The organism is Caulobacter sp. Root1472, from assembly GCF_001426985.1.
GTDB classification, from domain to species: Bacteria; Pseudomonadota; Alphaproteobacteria; order Caulobacterales; family Caulobacteraceae; genus Caulobacter; species Caulobacter rhizosphaerae.
Genome location: NZ_LMFX01000003.1, coordinates 109,245 through 125,461, shown reverse-complemented (window position 1 = coordinate 125,461; position 16,217 = coordinate 109,245). Strand labels below are relative to the sequence as shown.

The window sequence follows — 16,217 nt, the reverse complement described above, 5'->3', positions numbered from 1 at the left end:
CCAAAAGCACACCGTATTTCAGCGTTAGACGAACGCCGGCGTTCGGGCTTTAAGGTCCCGTCCCAATCTCGAGTAAGCCCTTGCCGCTCGCCATCCTTCAAGCTCGCATGTCGTCGACCCGGCTGCCGGGCAAGGTCCTGGCCGATGTGGCCGGGGCGCCGATGATCCTCAGGCAGATCGAACGGCTCCAGCGCGCCACGCGGCTGAACCGGATCGTGGTCGCCACTTCGGACCAGGCCAGCGACGACCCGCTGGCCGTCTGCTTGATCGCCGCCGGCGTTCCGGTGTTTCGCGGGTCGCTGGACGACGTGCTGGCCCGCTATATCGGCGCGATGGAGGCTTTCGGGCCGGTCCGCACGATCGTGCGCCTGACCGCCGATTGCCCGCTCGCCGATCCCGACCTGATCGACCAGACCCTCGATCTCCATCAGCGTTCGGGGGCCGACTACACCTCCAACACGCCCGCCCGGCGAAGCTTCGCCAAGGGCCTGGACGTCGAGGTCTTCGAGGCCGTGGCGCTGAAGATCGCCGCCGACCAGACCGTCGATCCCTACGACCACGAGCACGTCACGCCGTTCCTCTACCGCCATCCCAGCCGCTTCAGGATCGCGGGCCTGGAGCAGGCGCCGGACGAGGGCGAGGTGCGCTGGACGGTCGACCGGCCCGACGACCTGGATTTCGTCCGCGCCGTGTACGACGCACTCTACGCCGCCAATCCGGCCTTCACCTCCGACGACGTGCGCGCCTTCGTGCGGAGCCGGCCGGACCTGGCCGCCCTGGGGGGAGATCGCCGCATATGACAACTCAGCCCGTGCACGCCGTCGTCCTGCGCGACGTGATCGAAGCCGACCGCCAAAGGCTGCTGGACTGGCGCAACAGTCCCGAGGTCGCGGCGTTCATGTATTCCGACCACAGGATCGGCCAGGCCGAGCACGACCGCTGGTTCGACGGCATGGCCGGCGACCGCCGCCGACGCTACTGGCTGATCGAGGTGGACGGCGAGCCGGTGGGCCTGGCCAACCTGGCCGATATCGACGCCCGAAACCGTCGTTGCGCCTGGGCCTATTACCTGGCCAGCCCGTCCGTGCGCGGCCTGGGCGTGGGCTCCTACATCGAGTTCTGGGTGATCGAATACGTGTTCCGCATCCTGGGCTTCGACAAGCTGTGGTGCGAGGTGCTGCTGTCCAACGAGAGTGTCTGGAAGCTGCACGAGCGCTATGGCTTCCAGCGCGAGGCCCTGTTCCGTCACCACGTGATCAAGGACGGAGCGCCCGCCGACGTGGTGGGGATGGGCTTGCTGGCCCAGGACTGGCCGGCCCAGCGCGAGGCGATGGCTCAGCGCCTGCTGGCCAAGGGCTACGCCCTCCCCTTCGCCTGACGCTCGACGGAACAATCGTCGCGGACGACGGGTTGAATCGGCGACCGCGAGGGCGCGCCGCCCTCGCTTCTCGACCTCAGGGAGCCCGCCATGCCCGCCGACATCGACTATGACGACCAGGACGGCGCCGAAGCCCTGGACGAAACCAACCTGACGGACGACGGCGAAGACATCGCCAATTTCGACGAGTTGGACGACGTCTACGACGTGACCCAGGCCGAGGGCGACGCGGACGACGACGACGAGGACGTCGACGACCTGCTCGATGACGAGGATCTCGAGGACATCGACGACGACCTTGAGGGCGAACGCGACGACGAGGGCCTGGACATCGAGCGCGAGCCGCTGGCGGCCATCGCCGGCGACGACGAGGACCTTGAAGACTCCGTCTCGGACGACGACGACAGCGCCGCCGACTTCGAATCCACCGAACTGGCCGAAGACGACATCGAGTCGCTCGGCTACGCGAAGGAAAGCTGAGACCTTCAAGACTGGCGGGTCGTCGTCGAAGCTGGATCGCTCGACGCCCGAATCCGCCGGGCGACAGGAGAGCGACCATGCCCGACGCCACGCCGAACGCTCACAGCGACGACCCAGCCGAAGATCTCGATGACCAGCTCGAAGAGGGACTGGAGGACAGCTTTCCGGCCAGTGACCCGCCCTCGGTCGCCCGCCGGCATCGCAAGCCGTCGTCCGGGCAAACCCAGCCGAATGACGAGGACTGACGATAAGCCGGCTTGATCCGGCCGACCCTTGGTCTGTAGGTTAGCCCTGATTTGAACAACTGTTCGAGGCGGCTCGCCGGAGCCGCCGTCAGGAAACCGAATGAGCTCGCGCTTCGAAGGCACCGCCGACTACGTCGCCACCGACGACCTGAAGGTGGCCGTCAACGCCGCCGTGGCCCTGGAACGTCCTCTGCTGATCAAGGGCGAGCCGGGTACTGGCAAGACCGTCCTGGCCTACGAGGTGGCCAAGGCGATGAACGCGCCCCTGCTGACCTGGCACATCAAGTCGACCACCAAGGCCCAGCAAGGCCTCTACGAGTACGACGCGGTGACGCGGCTGCGCGACAGCCAACTGGGCGACGAGCGGGTCAAGGATGTTCGCAACTACATCAAGAAGGGCAAGCTGTGGGAGGCCTTCGAGGCCCCGGTCCGGCCCGTCCTGCTGATCGACGAGATCGACAAGGCCGACATCGAGTTCCCCAACGACCTGCTGCAGGAACTGGATCGCAACGAGTTCTACGTCTACGAGACCAACGAGACGATCGCGGCCAAGGTGCGGCCGATCATCATCATCACGTCCAACAACGAGAAGGAGCTGCCGGACGCCTTCCTGCGCCGCTGCTTCTTCCACTACATCCGCTTCCCCGAGGAAGCGACGATGCAGGCTATCGTCGACGTGCACTTCCCTGGCATCAAGCAGAAGCTGGTCGCCGAGGCCCTGCGGATCTTCTACGACATGCGCAAGGTGCCGGGCCTGAAGAAGAAGCCCTCCACGTCCGAGCTGCTGGACTGGCTGAAGCTGCTGCTGGTCGAGGACATCGACGAAACCGTCCTGCGCGAGAAGGACCCGACCAAGCTGATCCCGCCGCTGCACGGCGCCCTGCTGAAGAACGAGCAGGACGTCCACCTGTTCGAACGCCTGGCCTTCCTGGCCCGCCGCGAGGGCTCGGGGCTCCGGCCAGGGCAGTAGGGCTCGCCGAAAGATTGCATCTGGACGTTCGCGCCTGGCTCGGCCAACCTTTGGCCGAGTTGGGGGAGCGAGCAACATGAGATCCTGGGCTTGGACGGCGCTTGGCCTGGCCATGGCGGCGACTTCGGCGACGGCGCGCGAGGCTTGCCCGCCGCGACCGCCCGTGCAGGCGATCGTCATGCCCTCGACCAACATGCAGAGTGATCTGGTCACCCTGATCTCCCTGGGTCCGGCGATCGCCGACAAGACGCTTCAGCGCAAGGCCTTGCTGAAGGCCAAGCCCAAGTGCGACGAGGCCGGTCTCGAGGCCGGCGGCGCGACCTACGCGCTCTTCGAGACGACGGCGACCTCGCCGGTCCTGATGGCTCGAAGCGCCAGCCCCGATGCGCCGATCTTCTTCGTCGCCCCGTTCGCCGACATCACCGCCGCGGTCATGGCCGAGGTCGAAAAACGTCCTGTCCCTCCCGCCAAGGCCAGCTACGTGCTGGGAATCTCCACCCGGACGGGCGCCTCGGCGCTGCGCCTGTATTCGTCCGTTCCCGACAACGAGACGTTCAAGGCCGACATCGCCGCCGCGCTGCAGGGCCGGCTGCCGCCGCTGGTCAGCCGCGACGAACGGACCAAGGGGATCCAGATCAACGTCCAGGCCGACGCCTACGAAGGTCCCAAGTCCACGCTCGGAGCGACGCCCCTGCCCGGCTCCGGCCCGGGACTTCCAGCCGTCAGCGCGACGCCGCAGAACCAGAGCTTCCGCGAGCAGCCGGACGGCGGGGCCCTGCACCAAGCCTCGGGTTTCACATGCCCCGGGGCGATCGACGGCTTCAAGCGCGACCGCCTGACCGTCTACGACGCCGCCCAGGGCGGCCGCGACGTCAGCTGCGGCTATGCGTCGTCCCCGGCCACCGCGACGGCGACCCTCTACCTGACGAAACTGCCCGCCCAGTACACGCTGTCCCGCGTGTTCGACATCTATGTCGAGCAGGCCAAGGCCCACACGCCCTCGGTGGGCGACGCGGCCGATCCCTATCCCGCCTCCGAAGGCGGCCCGCGTCGCCAGGGGCGGTTCTGGCGCGACAAGGAGGGCCGCAACGAGGGCCTGTGGCTGATGCAGATCGGTCCCTGGTTCGCCAAGCTTCGCGTGACCTATTCGAACGGCGACGCCGCGACGGTCCGCCGCCTGGCCGCCGACCTGCTGACAGCCATCGACGCCCAGGTGAAGCCGCCGACGGTATGAGGCCCTTACCGCGATTTCATTGGACCTTGCCGCGCCGCCAGCCCAGGTTCGCGCCGAACGGGAGATTCCTCTGATGCGACACCTGCCGCTGCTGGCCGCCGCGAGCCTGATCGCCCTGGCCGCCTGCTCGCCCAAGGTCGAGGTCGCCCACAGGGACCACAAGCCATATGGCAAGCACGAGCCGCTGCGGGCGATCAGCCGGCTCGACTGCCCCGACAGGCAGGGCGAACTGACCCGGGTCAGCGCCGCCGCCGACGGCCAGGCCTGCGTCTATGCCGGCCAGAACGCCGAGGTGACGCTCAAGCTGGTGGCCCTGAACGGCGGCGACGCCGAGGCGGCCCTGGCGCCGATCGAGACCGACCTGAAGACCCTGATGCCCGCCATCAAGTCGCCGCCGACGCCGCCGACGCCCGGCGGCAAGCCACGCGGCGACAGCGCCCGGATCAGCCTGCCCGGCATCCGGATCGACGCCCACGACAAGGGCGCCGACATCAAGATCGGCGGCCTGACCATCAACGCCAACGACGACACGGCCGAGGTCAAGGTCGCCAAGAACGTCACCGTCCGCGACGGCCAGACGACGCGGAAGGTCAGCGAGCGCGCCAGCGGCGGCGCCGCCAATGTCAGCGTCAAGTCCAGCAACGACGAAGAGGGCGACGTCGACATCCACGCCACCGACGACGGCGCCCAGATCCGCCAGCGCCGGCGTGGCGACGGCGTGCGCGCCACCCTGATCCTGGCCAGCGACAAGGCCGCCAGCGGCTACCGGGTCGTGGGCTACGAGGCCCGCGGCCCGAAGGGCGGCCCGCTGGCCGTGGCCGTGGTCAAGGCCAAGGGCCGCGACGGCAGCGACCACGACATCTTCGAGGACATGAAGACCCTGGTCCGCCACAACGTCGGGGGGTGAGGCCCAATCGATATCTGGCTTGAGAGCGAAAACCTCGTCCTTCGACGAGCTCAGGATGAGGTTTTCGAATACCGCCGCCTAGAAAATGGTCCTCATCCTGAGCCTGTCGAAGGAAGAGGACCACGCAAAGCGTTCCAGGTCGATATGCCTCCTCAAACCGGCGTCACCTCCATCACCTTGTAGGTCAGCGGCCGGCCCTCGTCGTCAGTGACGGTGACGTATTCGCCCAGGGCGAAGCGGTGCTGGCCCAGGCGGTGCACGGGCTCGTCATCAAGCTCGACGTCCTCGTCATAGTCGAAGAACCAGCGCTCGCCGCGACGGTTCAGCCGGCCGTCGGCGGCGTCTTCGTCCGGCGCGAAGCGGCGCACCACGCACTCGTCCTTGGCCTTGGCGTAGGCGGCCGCGTCCAGGTGGCCGTCCTCGGTCAGCGGCGCGGTCAGGGCGTAGCCGCGATGGTCGTCGCCCCCCGCGAACTCGGTGCCGGGATTGCGGGCCAGACGCATGACGATGCGGGACAGGGACATTTCACGTCCTCCTTCTTCTTGTTGAACAACAACTTAGTGGGACAGGAACAGCGACGGGCCGTCGCTGTTCAGCAGGCTGCGGGTGGTGCCGCCGAAGATGAATTCCTGCAGGCGCGGATGGCCGAAGGCGCCGGCCACCATGACGTCGGCGCCGACCTCCCGGGCCGCCCCCAGCAGCAGGGTCGCGGCGTCGTTGCCCGTCCCGTCCAGGACCTTGGTCGTGGCCGTGACGCCGCGCGCCGCCAGGAACTCGACCAGGCGCTCCAGGGCGAAATTGCGCGATGAGGCGCCCGGCGCGCCGGCCACCACCACCATGGCGGCCTTCTGCAGCAGCGGCAGGGCGGTGCGCATGGCGCGGCTGGCCTCCTTGCCGCCGTCCCACGCCACCAGGACCGTGCCGCCGACCTTCAGGCCCGGCCGCGCCACCATCACCGGTCGCTGCTCGTCGGCGATCATCTGCTGGAACGACTCGGCCAGCGGCCCCTTGCCGCGGGCGGCGGCGCTGTCGAAGACGATCACGTCCGACAGGCGCCCTTCCATGGCCAGGCCGGCCCAGACCGGCGAGTCCAGGCTGATCGCCCGGCTACGGGCGTAGCCCAGCTCGGCCACCAGCCGGTCGACGGCGCGATGGCCCTCGACGGCGGCCTCCTTCAGGCTCTCCAGCGCCGTGACCTGCACCCCGCCCATGAAGCCCTCGCCCATCCACGGCATCAGGTCGGCCATGTCGGCCGGGGCGTGGACGCAGGCCAGTTCGGCGTCGAAGCCCTCGGCCAGCACCCGGGCGGCCTCCAGAAGGCCCCGGTCGGTCGGCGCGCCGGCCAGCGGCGCCATGATTCTCGCCCAGCTCATGATCGATCTCCTGGTCCAGGCATTTCCAAACGGCGAGGGTGTCGCCTCAGGCGCATTTCCACAGCCAAAGGCCGGCTCCTCATTGATCTTTGTCAATCGATGGGCCAGTCCAGACAGGGTCAGGCCTGCACCTTCACCGTAAGGAACGATTTCGTGGCCAAAGGGCTGCATAAAACTCCGCCCCGGGCGTGGCAGCGCATGCTGTCGGGACGCAGGCTGGACCTGCTGGACCCCTCGCCGATGGACATCGAGATCGAGGACATCGCCCACGGCCTGGCCCGGGTGGCGCGCTGGAACGGCCAGACCACCGGCGAGCACGGCTTCTCGGTCGCCCAGCACAGCGTGGTGGTCGAGGAGATCGCCGCCCACATCAAGCCCGACCTCGAGCCGAAATGGCGGCTGGCCGCCCTGCTGCACGACGCCAGCGAATATGTGATCGGCGACATGATCAGCCCGTTCAAGGCGGCCCTGGGCGTCAGCTACAAGGACTTCGAGGCCCGGCTGGAGGACGCGATCCACATCCGTTTCGGCCTGCCGCCCAAGACCCCGCCGGCGGTCAAGAAGCTGATCAAGTCGGCCGACCGGGCCTGCGCCTTCTTCGAGGCCACCCAGTTGGCCGGCTTCGAGCACGCCGAGTCCCTGGCCATCTTCGGGGCGCCGCCGGCCGGCTATGACCTGAAGATCCTGCCCCTGCCGCCGTTCGAGGCCCAGGCCCGCTATGTCCAGCGCTTTCACGTGCTGTCCCGCGCCGCCGGCTTCGAGTCCGCGCCCGGCGCGGCGTTCGAGACCGAATGAGCGGCCCTCGAGACCAAGGGGCCCCGGGCCCGACCTCGGTCGTCATCGGCCTGTCGGCGGTGGTGGTGGCCATCCGCGACGGCGAGGCCGTGGTGCTGACCGTCCGGCCGCACGACGCCGTCACCGACGCCGCCAGCCCCCTGCCCGGCCTGCCGTTCGGTCCGTTCGACCCCGCCGGCCACCGCACCTTCGAGCTGGGCCTGCGCGCCTTCGTCACCCAGCAGACCCGCTTCCAGCTGGGCTATGTGGAGCAGCTCTACACCTTCGGGGACGAGGGTCGCGACGCGCCGCGCGCCGAGATGGGGGCCGGGGCGGCCCGGGTCGTCTCGGTCGGCTATCTGGGCCTGACCCCCACGGCGGTCGAGACCCAGGCTCCCGACACCGCCTGGGCCCCGTGGTCGGCCTTCTTCCCCTGGGAGGACTGGCGCCACGGCCGCCCCGCCCTGCTGGACGAGGCCATCGCCCCCGCCCTGCGCCGCTGGGCCGGCGACGACCCCGGCAAGGCCTCGCGGGCTCGCCTGGCCTTCGCCCTGGACGACGCGCCGTGGAACGAGGAGCGGGTGCTGGAGCGCTACGAGCTGCTCTACGAGGCGGGCCTGGCCCCCGAGGCGGCCCGCGACCAGGCCCGGGCCGAGGGCCACGCCCCGGCCGAGCCCGCCGCCCTGTCGGCGGCCCTGGGCGAGCCGATGATCTCGGATCACCGCCGCATCCTGGCCACCGGCCTGTCGCGGCTGCGCGGCAAGATCAAGTACCGCCCCGTGGTGTTCGAGCTGATGCCGGCCGAGTTCACCCTGTCGGCCCTGCAGCGCACGGTCGAGGCCATCGCCGGGGTGCCGTTGCACAAGCAGAACTTCCGCCGGGTGGTCGAGCGCGAAGACCTGGTCCAGGGTCTGGGCCGCCAGGACGCCGACACCGGCGGCCGCCCGGCCGAGCTGTTCCGCTTCCGCCGCGAGATCCTGGCCGCGCGACCGGCGACGGGGCTGAGCCTGCCGCTGCTGCGGGATTAGGCTGGCGTGAAGCTGCACGACGTCTAGTCGAATGCGCCCCTGCGCTGGGCGGCTGGCCATCCCGCCTCCCCGACGCAGCGGTCTTCGTGCGCCGCGAATTTCTTCCAGATCTGGCGACGAAGATGGCCCGTCCGTCCGCGCGTGCGCTCGGGATCGGGCTGGGTGAGGCCGGCCGCCAGCAAGGCGGCGCGCCGGCGAGCCCAGGTTCGGGTTCGAGGCATGAAAGGTCTCCTTTCATGGACGGGGTTTCGCCGCGGACGGGGACAGGCGCATGCGCCTGGCCATGTCCACAGATAATCCGATCACCCTGCCGCGTCGCGCCGTCCTAGCGGCAGGACCCTCGCCGGTCGTCGACAGATGCCGGCGGTGGCTGGCAACCGACGGCGAGATCGATCGGCTGACCGAGCGATGGGCGTTGATCTCAGGCCGGAGGGCAGAGGCGGCCGAGGCTGAGGCGGAGACCGCGACCGTGGAGGCGCGGCTTGAGGAGCTACGCTGCCAGCAGACGCAGGGGTTGCGGGACATCGCCGATGCCGAAGCTCAGGACATGCGGGACGTAGTTGGCAAGCTCGCCGTTGTGGCGGCAGCGCTGCGTGACGACGGCGGCCCCCTCCACGACATCGTCATCGAGGCTCTAGCTATGCTCATAAAGCGCGGCGTCTGAAAATATAGGCCGAATATATTCTTCGTATATTCAGCTATCATTCGCTGCATTTCGCCATGACGCGATTGTATTAGCTCAGCTTTTTGGACATTATTACTGTGTTGATGTTGACCTGATCTAGGCTGAGATCATAGCTGGTAGCTTTCCCTCGCGGAGCGGCCGCCATGGTCGATAAGCCCAGCAAGATCACCTTCATCGTCGCCGCCAACGACAACGAAAGCGACCCTGAAGCCGAGGCCCGCATCAACGCCGTGGTGATGGACCTTGCCCGCCTCCTGGGCCGCCAGATCGCACGCGACCTCTTCCACGGCGGCGTGGCCGCCAACGACAATGGAGCCTCGCGGGAGACCGGCGAGGACTGACAGGAAAGGCCCTTGGTCATGACCCGTGTCGCCCTCTATGCCCGCTACTCCGACGACAAGCAGTCTCCCCATTCGATCGACGATCAGTTCCGCATCTGCCGGATGCATGCCGACAAGCAGGCCTGGGAGGTCGTCGAGACGTATTCGGACGCGGCGATTTCCGGTTCGACGGTAATCCTACGGCCGGGCCTCCAGGCGCTGTTGCGCGACGCCTTGGCTGGGAAGTTCGACTTGGTGCTGGCTGAGGCCCTGGACCGGCTCAGCCGCGATCAGGAGGACATCGCCGGCGCCTACAAGCGCCTACGCTTTGCCGGCGTGCCGATCGTCACGTTGTCCGAAGGTGAGATCACTGAACTGCACGTCGGCCTCAAGGGCACAATGAACGCGCTGTTCCTCAAGGACCTCGCCGCCAAGACCCACCGGGGCATCCGGGGCCGCGTCGAGGCGGGCAAGGTCGGCTGCGGCAATGCCTATGGCTATCGGGTTGTGCGCGAGATCGACGCCACCGGCAGGGTGACGACCGGGGAACGAGAGATCGTACCCGAGGAGGCTGAGGTGGTGCGGCGCATCTTCCGCGACTACGCCGCCGGCAAGAGCCCGCGCCGGATCGCCATCGAACTGAACGCCGAGGGCGTGCCGGCGCCTTGGGGCAGCAAGTGGTGCGACAGCTCCATCCGAGGCAACCGAGCCCTGGGCTCAGGCATCATCAACAACGAGTTCTATGTCGGCGAGATGATCTGGAACCGTCGTCGGCGGATGAAGAACCCCGACACCGGCCGCGTGGAGCCTCGGTTCAATCCCGAGAGCGAGTGGGTGCATGTGCAAGCCCCGCACCTGCGGATCATCGAGGATGGTCTGTGGCAAGCGGCGCGGCGGCGCCAGGACAGCCTGGTCCACGTCTACGAGGCCAACATGGCCAAGAGCCGCACGGCGGCTGCTTCGGCCAACCGCCGCCCCAAGACCCTGCTGTCGGGCCTGCTGGTCTGCGGCGTGTGCGGCGGGTCGGCGGCCAAGCGTGGCAACAATCGCTTCGGCTGCGTCAGCCACATTATGGGCAAGGGCTGCACCAACACCCGGACCGTCAATCGAGATGCGCTCGAAGCGCGGGTCATCGCCGGCCTGCGGGATAGCCTGATGGCGCCCGAGGTGATCAGTGAGGCGATGCGGACGATGGTCGAAGAGACCAATCGGCTGAACCAGCAGCGTCGGGCCTCGCGTGACGTCGATGTCCAGCGGCTCGAGAAGGCCCGCAAGGCCATCGCCGGGATTGTCGCGGCCATTGAGGACGGCGGCTATTCCCGGCCGCTCATGGAGCAGCTGAGGGTCCTGGAAGCCGAGGTCGAGGTCTTGGAGGCCCAAATGGCCGAGACGCCGGCCGATGTGCCCGACGTCCATCCTAATGTGGCCAATCTCTATCGCAGGAAGGTCGAGCGCCTCATCGAGGCGCTCGACCGCCCCGAGGATCACGATCATGCCGCCCAGGCGCTGCGGGCGGTGATCGACAGCATCGTCGTCACCCCAGGGGAGAAGCGCGGCGAGGTGCTGGTGCAGCTACTTGGGGACTTTAGGAAGGTGATCGCCTGGGCGACCGAGCGTCAGGCCGCTGGCCGCGAACCCGACGAAGCTTCTAGTGTCGAGGCTTTGTCGGTTGCGCGCGCCTCACGGGCGGGAATGACGGATCAATGTAATGAGCGGAAAATCTGCGAAACATCCGTGTGTGGACGCCCCGGTCGAGGCAAGAGGTTTTTCGAGATCTCTAGCGCTGTCGGTTCAGGTGCTTCCGTGTGTCCGGCCTGTTGATGCGGCTGTTCACACGCCGCTGGCCTGTATGGAGATCGCGGATCGGGTCCAGCACGACTTGGCGCGCTCAAGGCGCTCGGACATTTCACTGGTTTTCCCAACCCCGTCTTCTGACCGTTGCGCCATACCTCTCGTCTGACCTTTGCCTCTCCGACGCCTCAGACCCTGGCGGTTAGACCGCCACGGCCGGAGCTCTGTAGGTTCCTCCGTGCGCCATCAGCGCCCAGACGATCCTCGCCATCTTGTTGGCCAACGCCACGGTGACCAGCATCCGCGGCTTTCGGGCCAGCATGCTTTCCAGCCATGGATTGGCAGGCGCGGACTCGCGGCCCGACACCCTGGCCGCGGCGCTGGCGCCGAGGATCAGTAGTCGTCGCAGACTGCGCTCGCCCATCTTGCTGGTTCGCCCTAGTCGCTCCTTGCCGCCGCTCGAATGCTGCCGTGGCGTAAGGCCCACCCAGGCGGCGAAGTCACGCCCGCGCTTGAAGGTGCTGGCGGCTGGCGCCAGCGCCACCAGCGCGGTGGCGACGACGGGCCCAACGCCCGGGATAGTCATCAGCCGTCTGGCGACAGGATCGCGCTTGGCTCGTGCGGCGATCTCAGCATCCAGCTTGGCGATTTGGCCCTGTAGGGCTCGCAGGCTCGCGGCGATGATGGCCAGCACTGGTCGCGCCTCGATCGGCAGATCGCTGTTGGGGTCGTCGACCACATCCATCAGCCTCGCAGCGTGCGCCGCGCCTTGCCGGACCACGAAGCCGAACTCGGCTAGATGGCCCCGCAGCGCATTGATCAGCTGGGTGCGCTGCCTGACCAGGAGATCACGTGTTCGGAACACCACGGCCGAGCCTTGGGCCTGCGCGCTCTTGGGCGTGACGAACCGCATCGTCGGCCGCTGCGCCGCCTCGCAGATGGCCTCGGCGTCGGCCATGTCGTTCTTCTGCCGCTTCACGAATGGCTTCACATAGGCCGGCGGGATCAGGCGGATCTCGTGGCCCAGGCCGCCGATCTCACGCGCCCAATAGTGGGCGCTGGCGCAAGCTTCCATCGCCACCAGGCAGCGTGGCTGGCTGGCGAAGAACGCCAGCAGTTGTTCTCGTCGCAGCTTCTTGCGGAAGACCACGCCGCCGGCCCGATCCGCGCCATGCGCCTGAAAGACCGACTTGGCCAAGTCGAGCCCGATTGTGATAACTTCTTCCACGGACGCCTCCTTTGCAGTGGTGTTTTCAACACCTCCACTTTGGCACATTGATGCCGTCGGGGGGCGTCCACCCCATCGACTTGGGTCGTAAGCGGTCGTAGCAGAATGACGGGCCGAGCCGTTTGGCCGAGATCGGTCTTTGCACCGTCACCGTTGATCGCCATAGGCCCAGATGGCCGGCGCCACCAAATGGATGGTGCGTCCTGCGACCGACAAAAGTGACCAGGAACGGCTGAACCGTGTAGCAGTCCCCGTTTCCGAGGCGCTTCTCCATGAGGTTTTCCAGATCCGGCCAATCGGCCCACTCCAGCCAGTCCATCTCTTCAGCGGCTGGGCGCTCCGTCGGTATCTCGGTGGCGCCTTCGACAAAGGTCGACCCTTCAAACTCGTAGAGCCAGACGCCGGAAAACTGCCGGGTGTGGCTGGTGAAGCCCTCGCCCGAGCACGACGCGAGCGCCAACCCGAGCGCGACTAGACCGATCCATTTGAAGACCATGGCCGAGCTAATCACGTTTCTTGACGTCCGCTAGAGTCGAAAGCAACCCATCGCCCCGCTCCTCCAGGAACCGCCCTCTCCTCCACCGCCATCGACCGTGGCCCTGCGCAGCTTCCCGGTCTACCCTCGCGCGAACGCGGGACGGCCCGCATGGGGGAGCACGTCGTGATCTACGCCAAGGCCGCGGCCTATCTGATCGGCTGGCTGTCGCTGGCCGTCGTGCTGCTGCGGGTGATCGTCGGGCCCCTATGGGGTTCGGCGACCGACATCGGTCTTGTCGCTGCGCCGATCGCCTTCGCGGTCGGGGTGATGGGCTTGGGCAAGCTGGCGTCCATCCTGATCCGGGATATCGCCAGGAGCCAGAATTCCAACAACGGGGACATCGGGGAATGACGAACGACTTCCAAGCGCGGGCCGCCAAGACGCGCTCGAAGATCCAGAACACCGGTCGGGTGATCGCCATCGGCGGCGTCAGCCTGCTGGTCCTGCTGGTCGGTTCGTGCGGCGTCGCCTCGCACAGCACCACGGTCGAGCCCGGCAACGCCGGCGTGAAGATCAAGACCCTGGGCTCCGGGGCCGGCGTCTCGCCCGAGCCCCTGCCCGCCCGCTGGTATTTCCGCGGCATCGGCGAACGGATCGTCCAGTATCCGGTGATCCAGCGGACCTACAGCTACACCCGCGAAAAGGACGAGCGCGGCAACGAGAACGAGGAGATCACCTTCTCCGACAACACCGGTCTGCCGATGACGGCGGACGTGTCGGTGACCCTGCAGGTGAACCCGGCCTCGGCGCCCAACCTCTACCAGACCTACCGCCTGTCGTTCGACCAGCTGCTGGACGGCCCGATCCGCAACGACGTGCGCTCAGCGGTCGCCGCCGAGGCCGAGAAGGTCGGGGTCGAGACGCTGTACAGCGGCGGTCGCCAGGCGGTGATGCAGCGCGCCTTCGCCCGGGTGTCGGGCAAATGGGCCAAGCACGGCGTCACGGTCTCGCAGATGGATTGGATCGGCTCGATCCGCTATCCGGACGCCATCATCCAGCAGATGCAGAACAAGACCCAGTTGGAGCAGGAGGCCCTGGCCGCCAAGGCGCTGGAAGCCAAGGAAACCGCCCTGGCCAACGCCGCCATCGCCAAGGCGCGCGGCGAGGCCGAATCCATCCGCATCAAGGGCGAGGCCATCCGCGCCAACCCGCAGATCCTGCAGCAGCTGGCCATCGAGAAGTGGAACGGCGAGTTGCCCAAGGTGACCGGCGGCGCGACGCCCTTCGTCAAGATCGACTGACGGTCAGGCCGCCGGGTCGTTCCGCGCCTCGACGCGGGACCGTTCGGCGGCCTCCGACCGCGCCCGCCACTTGGCCTTCAGCGTGCGGGACGTGTCCCGCGAGCCGTCCGGGCTCCAGCCGGGCGGGCCGAACAGGTAGCCCAGCACTTCACGCAGCGAGCGTGACGCCAGAAGGTCCCGGCCGATGCCGATCCACTCGTGGAAGACGTTGGTCAGCAGGTTGAAGCTGGCCAGATTCCTGACCGTGCCGTAACGGATCGGCTCCTCGTCGGTCTCGGGGATGAAGGTGCCGAACATCCGGTCCCAGATGATCAGCACCCCGGCGTAGTTGGCGTCCAGGTAGCGGGCGTTGCGGGCGTGGTGCACCCGGTGGTGCGACGGCGTGTTGAACACCGCCTCGAACCAGGCCGGCATGCGTTTGATCGCCTCGGTATGGATCCAGAACTGGTAGACTAGGCTGATCCCCTTCTGGATGGCCACCATGGCCGGCGGGAAGCCCAGGAACGACAGCGGCAGCCACAGCAGCCAGGTCCCGGCCACCCCGCCCGTCCAGGTCTGCCGCAGGGCGGTCGACAGGTTGTAGTGGGTGGAGGTGTGGTGGTTGACGTGGCTGGCCCACCAGAACCGCCGTTCGTGCGACAGACGGTGGAATGCGTAATAGGTCAGATCCTCGGCGAAGAAGAGCGCCGCCCAGGCCCAGACGGCGGTCATCGGGATCGTGAAGATCCGGTGCTGCCAGACCCACAGGCTGGCGGCGAAGATCACCCCGCCCACGAGGGTTCCGGCGATGCTGCTGCCCAGACCCATGGCCAGGGAGACGGCGGTGTCCCGGGTCTCGTAGCGGGCGTTCGCCCGGCCCATCCGCGCCAGGACGATCTCCAGGATCACGGCCAGCACGAAGAACGGAATGGCCGCCTGCACAGGGTCGAAGGTCTTCACGCGGCGATCTCCCCGGACAGGAACCGCGACGGCGGCCAGGGCTCGCCGTCGTTCAGCGCCAGGCGGGCCACGCCGTCCGCGGTCCTGAGGGCCAGGACGCCCCGGGCGGGCCTGGCGGCCAGCGCCGCGGCCCACGGCAGTTCACGAGCCACATAGCCGTCGCCCCTGCGCCAGGCGACCAGGGCCCGCTCGCCCGACCGCGCCACCAGCCCGGCCCCGTCGGCGGCGATCCACAGGGCCTCGACCGGGTCGTCAGGGAACTCGATCGCCAGCAGAGCTCGCGCGGCCTCGGCGTCGAGCGGCGGAGTCGGCCGCGCGATCCGCGCCCAGGCCGCCAGGGCCACCAGCAGCCCCACGGCCGCGGCCGAGCCCGCCAGCTGAATGATCAGCGCCTTGTCCAAAGCGACGCTTCCTCCCGATCGCTTCAGCGTCGGCGTGGCGTCGGCCGGCGTCAAGCCTTCCGCCCGGCCGCCAAGTGATCTTGGCAATTGTTCTTTACGGCGACCGTCTTCCCACCCTAGGTTCGCCTTCGGGTTGTCAGAATCGGCCAATCGCGAGCCGCCGGGGGAAGCTTAACCGCATGATGTTCGAGGCCTTGCGCAAGTATGCCGAGTTCGAGGGCCGCGCCCGGCGTTCGGAATACTGGCTGTTCACGCTGTTCCAAGTCCTGGTGACCTTTGGCCTGTTCCTCGCCCTGGTCATGGTCGCCGCGGCGACCGGAGGCGGCGACGGTCAGCTCAACGTCGCGGCCTCGATCTTCCTGGCGCTGCTGGGGCTGTTCTGCCTAGCCATGCTCATCCCCAGCCTCGCGGTGAGCATCCGCCGCCTGCACGACAGCGACAAGTCCGGCTGGTGGCTGCTGCTGAGCTTCGTGCCCTTCGGCAGCTTCGTGGTGCTCATCTTCACCCTGCTGGACGGCACGCCCGGCGAGAACCGCTACGGCCCCGATCCCAAGGGCCGCCCCGGCTACGGCCATCCGACCGTCGTGCACAATCACTATTACCCGCCAGCCGGCGGCCCGCCTTCCGATCCGGCCCAGGCCTGACCGCGAAAATTCACGCCCCTCCGGGGCCTTCACAGGAGCCT

General features: G+C 67.9%; 21 protein-coding genes and 1 pseudogene. 15 read left to right on the top strand and 7 right to left on the bottom strand.

The annotated features are described in order from the left end of the window. Positions 1-80: 80 nt before the first annotated feature. From ASD47_RS04310 to ASD47_RS04285, 7 genes are all read left to right on the top strand, one after another. Positions 81-800, top strand: a complete 720-nt coding sequence (locus tag ASD47_RS04310) for a cytidylyltransferase domain-containing protein (RefSeq protein ID WP_056752153.1) — start codon at positions 81-83, stop codon at positions 798-800. After that, positions 797-1,378 carry a UDP-4-amino-4,6-dideoxy-N-acetyl-beta-L-altrosamine N-acetyltransferase gene (gene pseH / locus ASD47_RS04305; RefSeq protein WP_056752150.1) on the top strand — a complete coding sequence of 194 codons (582 nt, stop codon included), beginning with the start codon at positions 797-799 and terminating at the stop codon, positions 1,376-1,378. Before ASD47_RS04310 ends, pseH begins: the two co-directional genes overlap by 4 nt. Before the next feature lie 90 nt (positions 1,379-1,468). Beyond that, entirely contained in the window at positions 1,469-1,858 is a 390-nt protein-coding gene (locus ASD47_RS04300; RefSeq protein WP_056752146.1) for a hypothetical protein, read from the top strand. Between the two features lie 77 nt (positions 1,859-1,935). Then, positions 1,936-2,103 carry a hypothetical protein gene (locus ASD47_RS27110; protein ID WP_163230595.1) on the top strand — a complete coding sequence of 56 codons (168 nt, stop codon included), beginning with the start codon at positions 1,936-1,938 and terminating at the stop codon, positions 2,101-2,103. Positions 2,104-2,203: 100 nt separating this feature from the next. Further along, positions 2,204-3,073 carry a MoxR family ATPase gene (locus tag ASD47_RS04295; protein ID WP_056752143.1) on the top strand — a complete coding sequence of 290 codons (870 nt, stop codon included), beginning with the start codon at positions 2,204-2,206 and terminating at the stop codon, positions 3,071-3,073. Positions 3,074-3,149: 76 nt separating this feature from the next. Then, complete coding sequence (locus ASD47_RS04290; RefSeq protein ID WP_156402105.1) at positions 3,150-4,307, top strand: hypothetical protein; 1,158 nt, start codon at positions 3,150-3,152, stop codon at positions 4,305-4,307. Positions 4,308-4,380: 73 nt separating this feature from the next. Next, positions 4,381-5,214: a hypothetical protein gene (locus ASD47_RS04285; protein ID WP_056752138.1), complete on the top strand. Its 834-nt coding sequence runs from the start codon at positions 4,381-4,383 to the stop codon at positions 5,212-5,214. A gap of 152 nt (positions 5,215-5,366) precedes the next feature. On the opposite strand, the gene ASD47_RS04280 is transcribed toward ASD47_RS04285, so the two are convergent. After that, positions 5,367-5,738 (bottom strand): hypothetical protein, encoded by a 372-nt coding sequence (locus tag ASD47_RS04280; protein ID WP_056752136.1) that lies wholly within the window; start codon positions 5,736-5,738, stop codon positions 5,367-5,369. Positions 5,739-5,771: 33 nt separating this feature from the next. After that, a complete protein-coding gene (locus ASD47_RS04275; RefSeq protein ID WP_056752133.1) occupies positions 5,772-6,587 on the bottom strand; it encodes a universal stress protein in 816 nt (271 codons plus the stop codon). 153 nt (positions 6,588-6,740) lie between these two features. Between ASD47_RS04275 and ASD47_RS04270 the strand changes: the two genes are divergently transcribed. Next, entirely contained in the window at positions 6,741-7,382 is a 642-nt protein-coding gene (locus ASD47_RS04270) for a YfbR-like 5'-deoxynucleotidase (protein WP_156402104.1), read from the top strand. Then, a pseudogene (locus ASD47_RS04265) lies at positions 7,306-8,389 on the top strand (NAD regulator). The gene ASD47_RS04270 and the pseudogene ASD47_RS04265 overlap by 77 nt, the downstream one beginning before the upstream one ends. 23 nt (positions 8,390-8,412) lie before the next feature. Here ASD47_RS04265 and ASD47_RS26470 read toward each other — a convergent pair. Next, positions 8,413-8,610: a hypothetical protein gene (locus tag ASD47_RS26470; RefSeq protein WP_156402103.1), complete on the bottom strand. Its 198-nt coding sequence runs from the start codon at positions 8,608-8,610 to the stop codon at positions 8,413-8,415. A gap of 50 nt (positions 8,611-8,660) precedes the next feature. Here ASD47_RS26470 and ASD47_RS04260 point away from each other — a divergent pair, with 50 nt between their 5' ends. The 3 genes from ASD47_RS04260 (at position 8,661) to ASD47_RS04250 (ending at position 11,215) form a co-directional block, all read left to right on the top strand. Then, positions 8,661-9,053 (top strand): hypothetical protein, encoded by a 393-nt coding sequence (locus ASD47_RS04260; protein WP_056752127.1) that lies wholly within the window; start codon positions 8,661-8,663, stop codon positions 9,051-9,053. Positions 9,054-9,217: 164 nt separating this feature from the next. Continuing rightward, positions 9,218-9,415 (top strand): hypothetical protein, encoded by a 198-nt coding sequence (locus ASD47_RS04255; RefSeq protein WP_056752124.1) that lies wholly within the window; start codon positions 9,218-9,220, stop codon positions 9,413-9,415. 18 nt (positions 9,416-9,433) lie between these two features. Next, complete coding sequence (locus ASD47_RS04250; protein WP_082564453.1) at positions 9,434-11,215, top strand: recombinase family protein; 1,782 nt, start codon at positions 9,434-9,436, stop codon at positions 11,213-11,215. Positions 11,216-11,387: 172 nt separating this feature from the next. Here the strand turns inward: ASD47_RS04250 and ASD47_RS04245 are convergent, their stop codons facing one another. Beyond that, on the bottom strand, positions 11,388-12,413 hold the full coding sequence (locus tag ASD47_RS04245; protein WP_056752121.1) for an IS110 family transposase: 1,026 nt from the start codon (positions 12,411-12,413) through the stop codon (positions 11,388-11,390). A 25-nt stretch (positions 12,414-12,438) separates the two neighbouring features. Beyond that, positions 12,439-12,909, bottom strand: a complete 471-nt coding sequence (locus tag ASD47_RS04240) for a hypothetical protein (RefSeq protein WP_056752119.1) — start codon at positions 12,907-12,909, stop codon at positions 12,439-12,441. A 150-nt stretch (positions 12,910-13,059) separates the two neighbouring features. Here ASD47_RS04240 and ASD47_RS04235 point away from each other — a divergent pair, with 150 nt between their 5' ends. Beyond that, on the top strand, positions 13,060-13,302 hold the full coding sequence (locus ASD47_RS04235; RefSeq protein WP_056752116.1) for a hypothetical protein: 243 nt from the start codon (positions 13,060-13,062) through the stop codon (positions 13,300-13,302). Further along, complete coding sequence (locus ASD47_RS04230) at positions 13,299-14,192, top strand: SPFH domain-containing protein (protein WP_056752113.1); 894 nt, start codon at positions 13,299-13,301, stop codon at positions 14,190-14,192. The genes ASD47_RS04235 and ASD47_RS04230 overlap by 4 nt, the downstream gene beginning before the upstream one ends. Positions 14,193-14,195: 3 nt before the next feature. Here the strand turns inward: ASD47_RS04230 and ASD47_RS04225 are convergent, their stop codons facing one another. Together ASD47_RS04225 and ASD47_RS04220 are read right to left on the bottom strand one after the other, a co-directional pair. Continuing rightward, a complete protein-coding gene (locus tag ASD47_RS04225; RefSeq protein ID WP_056752110.1) occupies positions 14,196-15,131 on the bottom strand; it encodes a sterol desaturase family protein in 936 nt (311 codons plus the stop codon). Then, positions 15,128-15,532 carry a hypothetical protein gene (locus ASD47_RS04220; RefSeq protein WP_056752107.1) on the bottom strand — a complete coding sequence of 135 codons (405 nt, stop codon included), beginning with the start codon at positions 15,530-15,532 and terminating at the stop codon, positions 15,128-15,130. Before ASD47_RS04220 ends, ASD47_RS04225 begins: the two co-directional genes overlap by 4 nt. Before the next feature lie 179 nt (positions 15,533-15,711). Between ASD47_RS04220 and ASD47_RS04215 the strand changes: the two genes are divergently transcribed. Then, entirely contained in the window at positions 15,712-16,176 is a 465-nt protein-coding gene (locus tag ASD47_RS04215; RefSeq protein WP_056752103.1) for a DUF805 domain-containing protein, read from the top strand. Positions 16,177-16,217 lie beyond the last annotated feature (41 nt).